Below are 13,405 nucleotides of genomic sequence, written 5' to 3' on the forward strand. Positions count from 1 at the left end.
CCATGCGAAAGAAATACAACACGCCCCACCGCAGCCGCGTTGTGAAAACCCGGCTGTCCGAAGATGAGTATGCCGACTTCACAGCGCGGCTTGCGCCCTATGGTATCAGCCAGTCCGAATTTCTCCGGCAGGCGATACGGCGGGCGACCATACGCCCGGTTGTCCATGTGTCGTCGGTCAATGACGAGTTGCTTTCCGCTGTCGGGAAGCTGACAGCCGAGTACGGCAGGATCGGCGGCAACCTCAATCAGATTGCCCGGTATCTGAACGAATACGGCGTACCCTACAACACCCTTTCCGGCGAGGTACGCGCCGCCATATCCGACCTTGCCGTCCTCAAGTATGAAGTCCTCAAGAAAGTAGGTGACGCGGTTGGCAACACTCAAGCATATCAACTCTAAAAACGCCGACTACGGAGCCGCCGAGCAATATCTTCTCTTTGAGCATGACGAGTTTACCATGAAGCCCGTCCTTGATGAAACCGGCAGGCTTATCCCCCGCGAGGACTACCGGCTGTCCACGCTGAACTGCGACGGGGAGGATTTTGCCGTTGCGTGTATGCGGGCCAATCTCCGCTATCAGAAAAACCAGCGGCGGGAAGATGTGAAAAGCCACCACTACATCATCAGCTTTGACCCGCGGGACGGGCCGGACAACGGCCTGACCGTAGACCGGGCGCAGGCGTTGGGGGAACAATTCTGTAAAGAGCATTTTCCCGGCCACCAGGCCCTTGTCTGCACCCACCCGGACGGGCATAACCACAGCGGCAACATTCATGTGCATATCGTCATAAACAGCCTGCGGATTGAGGAAGTGCCGTTCCTGCCCTACATGGACAGGCCGGCCGATACGAAAGTCGGCTGCAAGCACCGATGTACCGACGCTGCCCTGCGCTACTTCAAATCCGAAGTCATGGAGATGTGCCACCGGGAGGGGCTTTATCAAATCGACCTCTTGAACGGCAGCAAGAACCGCGTCACCGACCGGGAGTATTGGGCGCAGAAAAAGGGACAGGCCGCGCTGGACAAGCAGAACGCCCCCATGATTGCCGATAGTATCACGCCCCGGCAGACCAAGTTTGAAACGAACAAGGAGAAGCTGCGGCAGACCCTACGGAAAGCCCTTGCCACCGCCGCCAGCTTTGACGAGTTTTCCTCTCTGTTGCTGCAGGAGGGTGTGACCGTCAAGGAGAGCCGGGGGCGGCTTTCCTACCTCACGCCGGACAGGACAAAGCCAATTACCGCCCGGAAGCTGGGCGACGATTTTGACCGCGCCGCTGTCTTTGCCGTTTTAGAGCAAAACGCCGCCAGAGCAGCCGAAGCGCCAGCCAGATCCCCCGATCCCCCACGCACCATAAAAGACCGCTTGCAGGTTGCCAGAGCCGAGATAGCCGCCCCGAAACAGGACGGAGTGCAGCGGCTTGTGGACATTGAGCAGAAAATGGCCGAGGGCAAAGGCCGGGGCTATGAACGCTGGGCGAAGATACACAATCTGAAGCAGGCCGCCAAAACGCTGTCCGTCTACCAGCAATACGGCTTTACTTCCCCGGAGCAGTTAGAAGCCGCCGTTGACACCGCCTATCAGAAAATGCGCCAGACCAGCGGCGAACTGAAAGCACTGGAAACGAAGCTGCAAGGGAAAAAGAAGTTGCAGCGGCAGGTGTTGGCCTACGCCCAGACCAAGGCCGCCCGCGACGGGCTGCGGGCACAGAAATCCGAGAAAGCCCGCGCCGCATACCGGCAGGCCCATGAGAGCGATTTTATCATAGCCGACGCAGCCGCCCGATATTTCCGGGAGCATGGCATTACCAAGCTGCCCGCCCGGAAAGCGTTGCAGGCCGAGATCGAGCAGCTTATCTCCGAGAAAGACGGCCTGTATAACACCTATCACGAACAGAAACAGCGGTTCAAGGAGTTGCAGACCGTCAAGCGGAACATCGACCAGATTTTGCGCCGGGACGAGCCGCACCGCAGAAAGGAGCAGAGCCATGAGCGATAACCTGCCCCACATGGACTACCGCCAGCACCGGCGGGCGCGGCGGCTGGTACATGAGTGCTGTAACTACGATGAGGGGAACTGCCTGCTGTTAGACGACGGGGAGCCTTGCGTGTGCGTCCAGAGCATTTCCTTTTCCCTCATGTGCCACTGGTTCCGTGTGGCTGTCCTGCCCCTTGACGGGGAGCTGGCCGCAGCCCTCTTGTGCCGGGGAAGCCGGAAACGGTGTGCCGTCTGCGGGGCGGCCTTTGTCCCCAAATCCAACCGGGGAAAATACTGCCCCGACTGCGCCGGGCGCATGAAGAAAATCAAAGCCGCCGAGAGAAAGCGGAAACAAAGGCAGAGATGTCACGCTTTAGAGCCTTTCAAACCCGCATAAATCAAGGCTTTTTTCGTGGGTGTCAAAGGGTACGCGATACATTTATCCTTTTCCCCCGGAAACGGCGTTTTAATGCGTGACAATACGCCAAAATCAACCCGAACACAGGGAGGTGATCCTATCGCTGATTATATCAGGGCAGACACGCGGCTGCCCGCCTATCTGCCGTATCCCCGTTTCCTGCTGAAAATGGAGATTTCACAGACCGCCAAGCTGCTGTATTCGCTGCTGTTAGACCGTTCCACCCTCTCCCAGAAAAACAAGTGGCTGGACGACGAGGGCAGGATTTATATTATCTATCCCATCGCGGAGATAGCAGAAATACTGGATAAAGGCAGCACCACCATCAAGGGGGCGCTTAATGAACTGGACACGGCGGGGCTGTTGGAACGGGAACGGGGCGGCTTCTCCGCACCGAACCGGCTTTATGTCAAAGTACCGCCAGTGCCACAGGTACAGTTTTCAGACCAACTGATGGCCGGAAGTCCGCCCCTCATAGAGCCGGAAAACCGTCCTACTGATGGTCAGAAAACCGACCTTATGATGGTCGGAAAACCGTCCCCTAACCAAACTACTATAAACAACCTTACAGAGAGCCAAACAAAGGGAGTGAGTGGGGGGCCGTCCGCGCCCTATGGCCGATATGGAAATATTTTTCTGTCACAGACCGAATACGACGAGTTGCAGGCAGAGTACCCTGACAGGCTGGAACGGTTCATCGAGGAAATGAGCCGCTACCTTGCCGCCAACGGGAAAAGCTACCAGAACTATGCCGCCGCCCTGCGGATATGGGCGGGGAACGACAAAAAGGAAGCCCCTAAAAAGGGCATACCAGACTACTCATGCAAGGAGGGCGAGAGTTTATGAAGAATGAAATCAACGCGGTTTTGGAGAATATGACGACCACCATCCCGGAGCCGGAGGACTACACCGGCGAGGACGGTTTACTGTACTGCGGCAAGTGCCGCAAGCCGAAAGAAGCCTATTTTGCGCCGGATAAGGCCGCTATCTTCGGGCGCGACCGCCACCCGGCAGAGTGCGACTGCCAGAGAACCGCCCGCGAGGAACGGGAAGCCGCCGAAAAGCGGCGCAGACACCTTGACACCGTGGAAGAACTGAAACGCCGGGGCTTTACCGACCCCACCATGCGGGACTGGACTTTCGAGAACGACAACGGCAGGAACCCGCAGACCGGGCTTGCCCGCCGGTATGTGGAGCATTGGGAAGATATGCGGACAGACAATATCGGCTGCCTGTTCTGGGGCGGCGTAGGCACCGGCAAAAGCTACCTTGCAGGCTGTATCGCAAACGCCCTCATGGAGAAAGAAATCCCCGTCCGCATGACGAACTTTGCTCTTATCCTCAATGACCTTGCCGCCAGCTTTGAGGGGCGCAACGAGTACATTTCCCGCCTTTGTCGTTATCCGCTGCTGATCCTTGACGACTTCGGCATGGAACGCGGGACGGAATACGGGCTGGAACAGGTGTTCAATGTGATTGACAGCCGTTACCGCAGCGGCAAGCCGCTGATCGTCACGACCAACCTTACGCTGGACGACCTGCACAACCCGGAGGACACCGCCCATTCCCGGATTTATGACCGCCTGCTTTCCATGTGCGTCCCGGTACGCTTTACCGGCGACAACTTCCGGCAGGAAACCGCCAAGCGGAAAATGGAGAGCATGAAGAAACTGATTACCGACTGAAAGGAGTATTGCCTATGGCAGATAACAAGCAGCACGACACCCGCACCACCCGCCGCCCTGACTGTGTGACGGAAATCCGCATGGGCAATTCCGTCCTTGTCGTGTCCGGCTATTTCAAGAAAGACACCACAACCACAGCCGCCGACAAAATGGCGCGGGTACTGGAAGCGGAAGCCGCTGCTACACAGGAGCCGACTTATCCGGCGTGAACCGGGGCATGGAAAAGCGGCCATGCCAGGGAGCATGACCGCTGGAACGAAAATCGGAAGTGCTTTAGCAATTCTTAATCTCATTCTCTATAAAATAATTTGCAATTTCAAAGGCTTTTATTCTTCTCTTTGCCAATGTGATTTGTGATTTATAACGCTCGGAATTATCCTTTGATTCAAATGTTTTTACTGTTTCTCTTAGCTTGTGCAGAGTTGAATCAATTTGCCTTTTGGCCGCGGTTAATTCATCTATTGTATACTTCATGTTTTCTCCTTTAACTTCTGATTTTTTTGTTAAATCAGAGTATACCACGGAGTTATGAACTTTTCTACTGCAAATATGGGACGACAACCCATACCATAAAAATCGGAAAATTGAAAAGCTGTAAAGAAGCAAATTTAACGCTTTTGCCGCTGTACAGCCCCCGCCGTTCCGTGGTACAATGAAACCACGGAATAGTGGGGCTGGCTGTCGGAAACGGAGGATTTTATGTTAAGACAAGCCACCCAAAACCTCATTACCGCCCTTTATCCGAGATTGTCCCACGAGGATGAATTGCAAGGCGAGAGTAATTCCATATCGAACCAAAAAAGGATACTCGAAACCTACGCAAAACAGAACGGCTTTACCAATCTGCGCTGGTACACCGACGACGGTTTTTCCGGCGCGAACTTCCAGCGGCCCGGATTTCAAGCCATGCTTGCGGACATTGAAGCCGGGAAAGTGGGTACGGTCATCGTCAAGGACATGAGCCGGTTAGGGCGAAACTACTTGCAGGTAGGGTTTTACACGGAAATGCTGTTCCCTCAAAAGGGTGTGCGTTTTATCGCTGTCAACGATAATGTGGACAGTGCCAGCGAGGGCATGGACAACGATTTTACCCCGCTGCGAAATCTGTTCAATGAATGGCTGGTGAGAGATACGAGCAAGAAAATCAAGGCAGTGAAAAAGTCAAAAGGCATGAGCGGCAAGCCTGTTACCAGCAAGCCGGTTTACGGCTATGTGATGGACGAGGACGAGAATTTTATTATAGACGAGGAAGCCGCCCCGGTGGTGCAGCAGATTTACCAGCTTTGCCTTGCCGGGAACGGCCCGACCAAGATTGCCCGTATGCTGACGGAGCAGCAAATCCCCACGCCGGGGACGCTGGAATATCAGCGGACAGGCAGCACCCGCCGTTATCACCCAGGCTATGAGTGCAAATGGGCGACCAACACCGTCGTTCATATCCTCGAAAACCGAGAGTACACCGGATGTCTGGTGAACTTCAAAACGGAAAAGCCTTCTTATAAGGTCAAGCACAGCATAGAGAACCCCGTCGAGAAGCAGGCCATTTTCGAGAACCACCATGAGCCGATCATCGACAAGGAAACATGGGAACGGGTGCAGGAGTTACGCAAACAGCGCAAACGCCCGAACCGCTACGATGAAGTGGGGCTGTTCTCCGGGATTTTGTTCTGCGCCGACTGCGGCCATGTGCTGTATCAGCAGCGGTATCAGAACAAAGACCGCAAACAGGACTGCTACATCTGCGGCAGCTACAAGAAGCGCACCCGCAACTGTACGGCGCACTTTATCCGCACCGATCTGTTGACCGCTGGTGTCCTGGCAAATCTCCGGCAAGTGACCGAATACGCAGCCAAGCATGAGAGCCGGTTTGTGAAACTACTTGTCCAGCAGAACGAGATCGGCGGCAAGCGAAAGACCGCCGCAGCCATCAAGCAGCTTGAACAGGCGCAGGAACGCATTTCTGAAATCAGCCGCATTATCAAGCGGCTGTATGAGGACAATGTAAACGGCAAAATCAGCGATGAGCGTTTCATGGAACTGTCGGCTGACTACGAAGCCGAGCAAGCGGAGCTGAAAAAGAGAGCCGCCGCCCTGCAAGCCGAACTGGACAAGTCACAGGCAGCTACCGTCAACGCCGAGAAATTTATGGGCATTGTCCGCAAGCACCTTGCCTTTGAAGAACTGACCCCCACTCTCTTGCGGGAAATGATCGAGAAAATTGTGGTGCATGAGTGCAGCTATGATGAGAACGGCACCCGCAGGCAGGACATTGAGATTTATTACAGCTTTGTCGGCAAGATTGACTTGCCCGAATAACCGCCCGACCTATCCGACACAATGGCCAAGTGTCGGATAGGAACGGCAAAATTTTTTGCACTTCTATTGCTTCTTTATCACACATAAGCAAAAAGCCAGGGCATGAAACAGCTTATGGCTGATTAGATGTAACAAAAGCGAAGAAAGGAAAAGCACAATCCAGACGGAACCGGCGGTGCGGTCAAGAAATATTGTGGAAACACAAGATTTTTGCTATAATGGAAGTAGAATACTTGACAACGAGGAGAAAGGCGGGAAGCCTATGCACATTAGTTATCAGCCACTATGGAACACATTGAAAGAGCGTGGCATGAGGAAAGAGGATTTGCGGCTTGCCGCCGGTCTAACCACTAATATGATTGCTAACATGGGCAAGGATGAGCATATCAGTATGAAAACGCTACTGCGTATCTGCGAGGCCCTGAATTGTGGTATTTTGGATGTGATTAAGTTGGAGCAGGACGAAAATAATCAAAGCGAAGAATAAAACAAATCCTAATTTGAAAAGGAGATATACTGAATTGGATACTAAACGGTTAGCAAAATTTCTTATAATTACATTTGTTATTACAGGGATAGCCTGGTCTGGACTTGCTGTGTTAACGAGTTTAAATATTATCCCATTTTCGCATCCTTTAGGCACTATTTTACATATTATAGGAGGATTTGGACCGACAATAGCAACTTTCTTTGTCTTAGAAGAAAAAAACACGGTTAAATCTATATTAGATTTTATTTTTGGCTACAGAAAGAAATCATTGATTTTTCTGTTTTTATTTTCTATTTTTGAAATACTGACAATAGGTTTATCGTCAATGGAATTAAATTCCGCATTACCATGGTATTTGATGCCTTTAATCTTTCTTCAAGCAACATTTATATATGGCGGCGAAGAAGAATTAGGTTGGAGAGGTGTTATGCAGCCTTTATTAGAGGAAAAATTGAATTTTCCTATAGCCACAATCATTACGGGTGTTGTATGGGGAATTTGGCATATTCCCCTTTGGTTTGTAAATGGCTCATCGCAACAAAATATGCCATTTCTCTTTTTCTTAGCGTTAGCTGTTATACTGAGCTTTTGGCTGGCGACAATTTACAAAAAAACGAAATGTGTTTTTGCTTGTAGTGTTTTTCATGGATTGACAAATACTCTTTTATCTATATTTATAATTAAAGTGAATGTTCTATTGGTAATAGGACTGATTGCTATGCTTGTATATTCAATATATTTATGGTATTGTGGAGAAGCAAAACAATAAATTCCAGTTCTCAGATGACGATTTTTATGGGATTTAATAACTGTTATATTTTGTTATAGAAATCTCGTCAAACCCTTGAAAACACTAGACTTTTCACTGGTGTCCTTTCCATTACATCTTGTATCGTGTTATATCGTTCTACCCTTGTTTATGAACCCGCATAAGGGAAAAAATAAGGGAAAGAAAATCTGGCAACAACTTATAACAGTTTATGAAAATGGCAGTTGGAACTGGATGGAATGCTTATAATACATTTTCAAGAAAGGACTGATAAGATGAGATTGATATATGCAGATTATAACCCTCAAACGAACAGTATTGATGTGACTACATTTGAGAATTACATATTACGAATTGATTGTAACGAGGCAGAGGATGGTTTGAAAACTACACCTTGCTCACAAAATCCACTTAATGCTTTAGCAATAGATGAGCCACTTGAGTATGCAAGATTGGCTTTAGATGGCGAAATGCAAGCGTGGATGGATGCGATTGATAGTTTGGAAGTTTGGTGATTTCAATAAGTGATTTTTCCTATGAAGTGCAGGTAGAATATATAGACCTGAAGTGATAGAATAAAACCAAATTTTCATGCATTATTGAAATAAAAGATAAAAAGTGTTTGACAACCGAAATAAAAAATGATAACATCTCTCTATGTAAAATTCCCATGAGGGAGTAGCAAGCGTATAACGTAGCAAGTCAACATACTGACCTCTTGGTCTGGCTTGTTTTAAATTGCGAGACTCATGTATAGCTCAAACTATACGTGAAGTCTATGTATTTGACACATGTACCCAAGTATAGTTTTAAAGCTGTACTTGGGTTTTTTATATTTCATAGGAATTTTCCACGAAATAAAAATTTACGACCGGGAGGTAGAAAAATGTTTATCACATTGAAAAACGCAACAAAAAAGTATGGTGAAGGTGAATCGCTTGTTTATGCATTGGATCATGCGAATCTGGAAATTGAGAAGGGTGAGATTTGTGTTATCTTAGGACCATCCGGCTCAGGTAAGTCTACTTTGCTGAATATGCTCGGAGGTTTGGATCACTTGGATGAGGGTGAAATTATTATAGGAGAGAGGAATCTTTCAGGTTACAAAAACAATAAACTTACAGAGTATCGCAAGGAAGATGTGGGATTTGTATTTCAGTTTTATAATTTGATTCCGGATTTGACAGTGGCTGAAAATATTGAAGTTGTATCAGATATCTCGAAGAATCCTTTGAATGTTGACGAAGTATTGGAAGCAATGGGAATGGAAAAATATCGTTATCGTTTCCCGAAGGAACTTTCCGGTGGTCAGCAGCAGCGTGTTGCCATTGCGAGAGCCATTATCAAAAATCCCAAGCTTTTGTTGTGTGATGAGTTGACAGGTGCCTTAGATACCAAATCTTCTAAAACTGTTTTGGAGTTTATTGAAAAAATCAATAAATTATATAACACCACAACGGTTATTATTACCCACAACGAAGCAATTGCCCAAATGGCAGACCGCATTATTTATATCAAAGACGGAAAAGTACAGGAAAACAGAATAAATACCGAAAAGATATCAGCTTCGGAATTGGAACTTTAAGGGAGGACGATTATGAAGTTAAATAAAAGATATTCTCGGAGTATTAAAAGCAATTTATCGTTTTATGTTTCTTCGACGATTTTAACGATAATGACATTGTTCCTGTTTTTTATGATGAATATTGCTGGTAGTGCAATATGGGAGTTCGGTGATGATTTTTTTGAAACACAGAATCTTGAACATGCCAATTTTTCAACATATCTGCCGATTTCAGAAACGGAAATAGAAGAGCTGGAAGAAGACTATTCGGTAAACTTAGAAGCACAGTATTACAGCAATATTGAGACTGATGGTGTGACTGCCAGAGTTTTTAAGAAGACAAATGAAATCAATCTTTACAGCGTGACAGAAGGAGAAGATGTAGCGTTAAATGACGAGATTATTATTTCCGAAGGGTATGCTGTCTTTAACAAAATTTCCTTGGGGGACCAAATAACAATTGGGGATAAGGCGTATACCATAACCGGATTTTTCCAGAGACCGGATTATTTATATATGCTTCAGAATGAAGGGGATTCTTATAAAAATGTCACCACCTTTTATCTTGCTTATGTGACCGATGAGGAGTATGAGCATATCGGTGGCGATAATTGTATGTATCTTGTCCGTTATGAGGAAGATAATCAGGCTGATTTCCGTAAGGCAATCAATGAAAATTATTATATGCGCACCTACATATCTGAACAGGAAAATATGCGAATTGACATGGTAAAAATGCAGGCGGAGATGTTTACCGCTATATCATATATTATTCTAGCAGTTATGCCGTTGAGTGTAGTGGTACTTGTAATCATTGTTATCAATCGAAAAGTAAAATCCGAACAGAGATTAATCGGTACATTAACTGCACTTGGTTATAAAAAGGGTAAATTAATGCACCATTATGCAGGTTTTGCTATGATTCCCGGATTGTTTGGCGGAATCTTTGCAGTCATTTTTGCAATGATATTTGCACAACCTTTCGGAGAGGTGTGTTTGGCGGATTATGAACCCATGCGAATAGAGTGTCAGGTTGCCCCCGTAGCAGCGGTGATAGCAATTGTTGTACCTACGGTGATGTATGTGCTTGCGGCAATATATTCGGTGAATAAATTATTAAAGAAAGATACGGTACTTCTTTTAAACGGAAACTCAGAACAGGGTGAAAGAAACTATAAAAATATGCTGGTTAAAAACAAGATTTCTTTCCGCATTAAGTATGCAATGCGTTCTTTGATTGGCAACCCGTCCAGAACGTTTGTAGTACTTTTGGGTATTTTCTTGGGAAGTTATATTGCACTTTTGGGATATAGCTTTTTGGATACCATGGATAACACAAAGCAAAACATGGTTGATAAAATGGGTAGCTTTGAATATCAGTATGTATTGAATGAACTTGTAGAAGGAGATCCCTACGGTGGCGAACCGGTAATTATGTCTACAATGGAGAATAGAGAAGGTGAGCAGTTCAGCATTATTGGTACAACAGATAGTAATCCATATTTGCAATTGAAGGATGTTGAGGGAAATAATGTTAGCCTTGATGACGGATATTATATTACCAGTATAATGGCAATGTTACAGGATGTTCAGACCGGAGATAAAATGATACTTTGCAATCAGCTGACTTTGGAAGAGTTTGAAATCACCGTTGCAGGAATTATCGATAACGATATGCAGAATGCATTATTCAGTAACCGGGAAAATGTTGCTAATATCATGAGTATTGATGAAGATATCAGCAATGTAGTGATGAGCGATGTAGAACTGGATATTCCGGATTCTAAGATTATTCAAACCATTAAAAAGGCTGATGCCAAAGAGCAATTTCAGAATATGTCAAACCAAATGAATGTTATGGTATATTTTCTGATTGGCATAGGTGCAATCATCTGCGTGGCATCTATTTATGTAGCAGTCAACATGTTGGTATCAGAGAACCGTTCGAATATATCCATGTTGAAGGTATTAGGATACAAGGACAATCAGATTAATCAGATTGTATTAAATGTAAATCATATTTTATTACCGATTGGATTTCTTCTGAGCATTCCGTTGGTATTTGCTTCGACGAACTGGTTTATGGTTTTCCTGGCTGATTTTATCGGCGTTTTGCCCAAGGCTTATGTGGCACCGATGAGCTTTATTTATACAGCTGTTTTGGTGTGCTGCAGTTACTTTGGTTCATTGTTCCTTTTAAGACGTAAGGTTTCCAAAGTGGATATGGTGGAAAGTCTTAAAGGGAATCGAGAATAAATATTATTATAAATTGATAAACGTGAAGTTACATAAAAATTGGAATGTTTAGCTTTTACTTATTTTTTTAAAAATAATAGCCTTCAACGTTGTGAAGGGATAAAAATGGTAAAGACCATACCATTTTGAGCTTGAAGGATATTGCCCGAAATCCCAATTACTGCACAGCCGATCAGGATGCGTATGAGTATTTCTATGAGCGCAACGGGAATATATGCAAAGACCAATCAGAGTTTGATGGAACGTATGGCTTAGCTGTCTATAATCGAACAGAACAAGAAAAGCTGGAAGATGAGGATAGCACCTTTATTGAGCCAAAGTTTGCACAGGTCCATACAGATAAACCCATTGATGAATGGATTGTGTCTATTGGAAAGCATGAGGGCTTTATTCCAGGAAAAGAATGGGTTGAGGTCCAAGAAATCTTAGATGCCATTGAGGATAAATATAACAGGCCCCATAGAGCGACCAACGCTCTATTATCCGGCCTCCTGTATTGTCCGATATGCGGACACCGACTCAACGTATTTCCTGAGTCCAATCGCTGGACGAACGGACAACCTCGCTTCAAGTATGGGTGTCCAAACCAGAGATATAAAAAGAGCTGTACTTTCAAACCTATTGATGGAAACAGAATGGACAGCTTTGTTCTTGAAAAAATGGCAACCGTAGCAGATGAAGCCAGTGTATATTACACTCAAATTCTGGACACGAAGATGGAGAGCTTAATTCGCTCTGACAGCAATGAACGCGACCTTGCTTCTGCAAAAACAAAAATGGAAAAGATACAGGCCGACATCGCTGCCCAGGTTCGCAACATGAGAGAAGCTGATGAAAACATCCGCAGTTTCATTCAAGCGGACATATCGCAGCTCTCAGAAGAACTTTCTAAAACCAGGGATCTGATCGTTAGGCTTGAGGACGCAAAATCTTCTGAAAGCAAATCGGCTAAAGGGCTGGGAGAAATCAAAAAAATCATTTTCAGCTTTCCGGCTTTTATCGAGTCCAGCGCTTATGAAGAAAAATTGTCCTTGCTTAATACTGTGATTGAACGTATCATTATTTTAAATCACGGTAACGAACAGATCTGTCACATTTTTGTGAAAGGGACACCAAAGGATAAGTACGACGATTTTTTTGTCGGAGGGTATCTGTCACCTGAGTTCTTGACAGATACCCGTAAGCCCCAAATGTGTAATCGAGATAGGGATAGCAAATGTCATCCACTCGGCGGCCGGCATCCAGTTGCGGAACGAGTGCGCGCAGCTCATGGAGGCCCAGGGGCACGAGGAGCCTGCCGGCAGGGCGAAGATCACGAAAGGATATAACCTGCCCGCCCGCCATGTGATCCACACAGTGGGTCCTGTGGTCGGACAGCAGGTGACGGAGAGGCAGAAGGAGGAGCTGGCCTCCTGCTACCGGAGCTGCCTGAAGCTGGCGGAGAAAAGCGGGCTGAAATCCATCGCATTCTGCTGCATCTCTACGGGGGAATTCCATTTCCCGGGGAAGCTGGCGGCCCGGATCGCTGTGGACGTGACGGACCGGTATCTGTCCGGCTCCGCTATACAGAGGGTCATCTTTGATGTATTTAAGGAGGAGGACCTGCATATCTATCAGAAGCTCTTTCAGTAAAAGCAGTTCTTAAGACTTTGTGAAAATTCCAGGAATTCCTTGACAAAACCGCATCGTCTGGCTATGATTATCCATAGTTTATGAAAAAGGCGGAGAAGAAGAGGAGTACGCAGGCGTTTTCCGCTCCCCAAGAGAGGGCTGTCCACAGGCTGGGAGGCGGCCCGGAGATGAGACTGCGGAAGGTAGCTTCGGAGCCGGATGGCTGAATGGCGGCAGCAGGTAGGCTATCACGGAGTCGTTCACGTTACAGAACAGGAGAAGAGATACAAACAAAGGTGGTACCGCGGACAGATCGATT

At 46.8% G+C, this 13,405-nt stretch carries 16 protein-coding genes and 1 pseudogene; 16 read left to right on the forward strand and 1 reads right to left on the reverse strand.

Features of this window, described 5'->3' with window-relative positions:
• Nucleotides 1-2 precede the first annotated feature (2 nt).
• The 6 genes from H6A20_RS04875 to H6A20_RS04900 all read left to right on the forward strand — a co-directional run bounded on the left by H6A20_RS04875 (nucleotide 3) and on the right by H6A20_RS04900 (nucleotide 4,289).
• Nucleotides 3-401: a plasmid mobilization protein gene (locus H6A20_RS04875; RefSeq protein ID WP_002596229.1), complete on the forward strand. Its 399-nt coding sequence runs from the start codon at nucleotides 3-5 to the stop codon at nucleotides 399-401.
• Nucleotides 373-1,998, forward strand: a complete 1,626-nt coding sequence (locus H6A20_RS04880) for a relaxase/mobilization nuclease domain-containing protein (protein WP_204906036.1) — start codon at nucleotides 373-375, stop codon at nucleotides 1,996-1,998. The genes H6A20_RS04875 and H6A20_RS04880 overlap by 29 nt, the downstream gene beginning before the upstream one ends.
• Nucleotides 1,988-2,374 (forward strand): cysteine-rich VLP domain-containing protein, encoded by a 387-nt coding sequence (locus tag H6A20_RS04885; RefSeq protein WP_002596231.1) that lies wholly within the window; start codon nucleotides 1,988-1,990, stop codon nucleotides 2,372-2,374. Before H6A20_RS04880 ends, H6A20_RS04885 begins: the two co-directional genes overlap by 11 nt.
• A 72-nt stretch (nucleotides 2,375-2,446) precedes the next feature.
• Complete coding sequence (locus H6A20_RS04890; RefSeq protein ID WP_006356266.1) at nucleotides 2,447-3,241, forward strand: replication initiator protein A; 795 nt, start codon at nucleotides 2,447-2,449, stop codon at nucleotides 3,239-3,241.
• Nucleotides 3,238-4,080, forward strand: coding sequence for an ATP-binding protein (locus H6A20_RS04895; RefSeq protein ID WP_002596233.1), 843 nt, complete (start codon nucleotides 3,238-3,240; stop codon nucleotides 4,078-4,080). Before H6A20_RS04890 ends, H6A20_RS04895 begins: the two co-directional genes overlap by 4 nt.
• Nucleotides 4,081-4,094: 14 nt before the next feature.
• Nucleotides 4,095-4,289 carry a transposon-encoded TnpW family protein gene (locus tag H6A20_RS04900; protein ID WP_002596234.1) on the forward strand — a complete coding sequence of 65 codons (195 nt, stop codon included), beginning with the start codon at nucleotides 4,095-4,097 and terminating at the stop codon, nucleotides 4,287-4,289.
• A 64-nt stretch (nucleotides 4,290-4,353) separates the two neighbouring features.
• On the opposite strand, the gene H6A20_RS04905 is transcribed toward H6A20_RS04900, so the two are convergent.
• Nucleotides 4,354-4,554 (reverse strand): hypothetical protein, encoded by a 201-nt coding sequence (locus H6A20_RS04905; protein WP_002596235.1) that lies wholly within the window; start codon nucleotides 4,552-4,554, stop codon nucleotides 4,354-4,356.
• Nucleotides 4,555-4,779: 225 nt separating this feature from the next.
• On the opposite strand from H6A20_RS04905, the gene H6A20_RS04910 reads away from it, so the two are divergent.
• From H6A20_RS04910 to H6A20_RS13715, 10 genes and pseudogenes are all read left to right on the forward strand, one after another.
• Complete coding sequence (locus tag H6A20_RS04910) at nucleotides 4,780-6,396, forward strand: recombinase family protein (RefSeq protein ID WP_002596236.1); 1,617 nt, start codon at nucleotides 4,780-4,782, stop codon at nucleotides 6,394-6,396.
• A gap of 193 nt (nucleotides 6,397-6,589) precedes the next feature.
• The gene (locus H6A20_RS04915) at nucleotides 6,590-6,883 is read left to right on the forward strand and encodes a helix-turn-helix domain-containing protein (RefSeq protein ID WP_476739006.1); all 294 of its coding nucleotides are present in this window, start codon (nucleotides 6,590-6,592) and stop codon (nucleotides 6,881-6,883) included.
• Between the two features lie 34 nt (nucleotides 6,884-6,917).
• Nucleotides 6,918-7,655, forward strand: a complete 738-nt coding sequence (locus tag H6A20_RS04920; RefSeq protein WP_204906037.1) for a CPBP family intramembrane glutamic endopeptidase — start codon at nucleotides 6,918-6,920, stop codon at nucleotides 7,653-7,655.
• A 275-nt stretch (nucleotides 7,656-7,930) separates the two neighbouring features.
• Nucleotides 7,931-8,170 carry a DUF6061 family protein gene (locus H6A20_RS04925; RefSeq protein WP_191374820.1) on the forward strand — a complete coding sequence of 80 codons (240 nt, stop codon included), beginning with the start codon at nucleotides 7,931-7,933 and terminating at the stop codon, nucleotides 8,168-8,170.
• Nucleotides 8,171-8,541: 371 nt separating this feature from the next.
• Nucleotides 8,542-9,240 (forward strand): ABC transporter ATP-binding protein, encoded by a 699-nt coding sequence (locus tag H6A20_RS04930; protein WP_204906038.1) that lies wholly within the window; start codon nucleotides 8,542-8,544, stop codon nucleotides 9,238-9,240.
• A gap of 12 nt (nucleotides 9,241-9,252) precedes the next feature.
• Entirely contained in the window at nucleotides 9,253-11,475 is a 2,223-nt protein-coding gene (locus H6A20_RS04935) for an ABC transporter permease (protein WP_204906039.1), read from the forward strand.
• A gap of 113 nt (nucleotides 11,476-11,588) precedes the next feature.
• Nucleotides 11,589-11,894 (forward strand): annotated as a pseudogene (locus H6A20_RS13875) (recombinase family protein); the annotation flags it as partial.
• A gap of 15 nt (nucleotides 11,895-11,909) precedes the next feature.
• A complete protein-coding gene (locus H6A20_RS04940; RefSeq protein WP_338106596.1) occupies nucleotides 11,910-12,803 on the forward strand; it encodes a recombinase zinc ribbon domain-containing protein in 894 nt (297 codons plus the stop codon).
• Nucleotides 12,721-13,107 (forward strand): macro domain-containing protein, encoded by a 387-nt coding sequence (locus tag H6A20_RS04945; protein WP_204906041.1) that lies wholly within the window; start codon nucleotides 12,721-12,723, stop codon nucleotides 13,105-13,107. Before H6A20_RS04940 ends, H6A20_RS04945 begins: the two co-directional genes overlap by 83 nt.
• A gap of 80 nt (nucleotides 13,108-13,187) precedes the next feature.
• Nucleotides 13,188-13,313, forward strand: a complete 126-nt coding sequence (locus H6A20_RS13715) for a hypothetical protein (RefSeq protein WP_275952116.1) — start codon at nucleotides 13,188-13,190, stop codon at nucleotides 13,311-13,313.
• Nucleotides 13,314-13,405 lie beyond the last annotated feature (92 nt).

This window comes from Mordavella massiliensis (assembly GCF_016901695.1).
Lineage (GTDB): Bacteria > Bacillota > Clostridia > Lachnospirales > Lachnospiraceae > Claveliimonas > Claveliimonas massiliensis_A.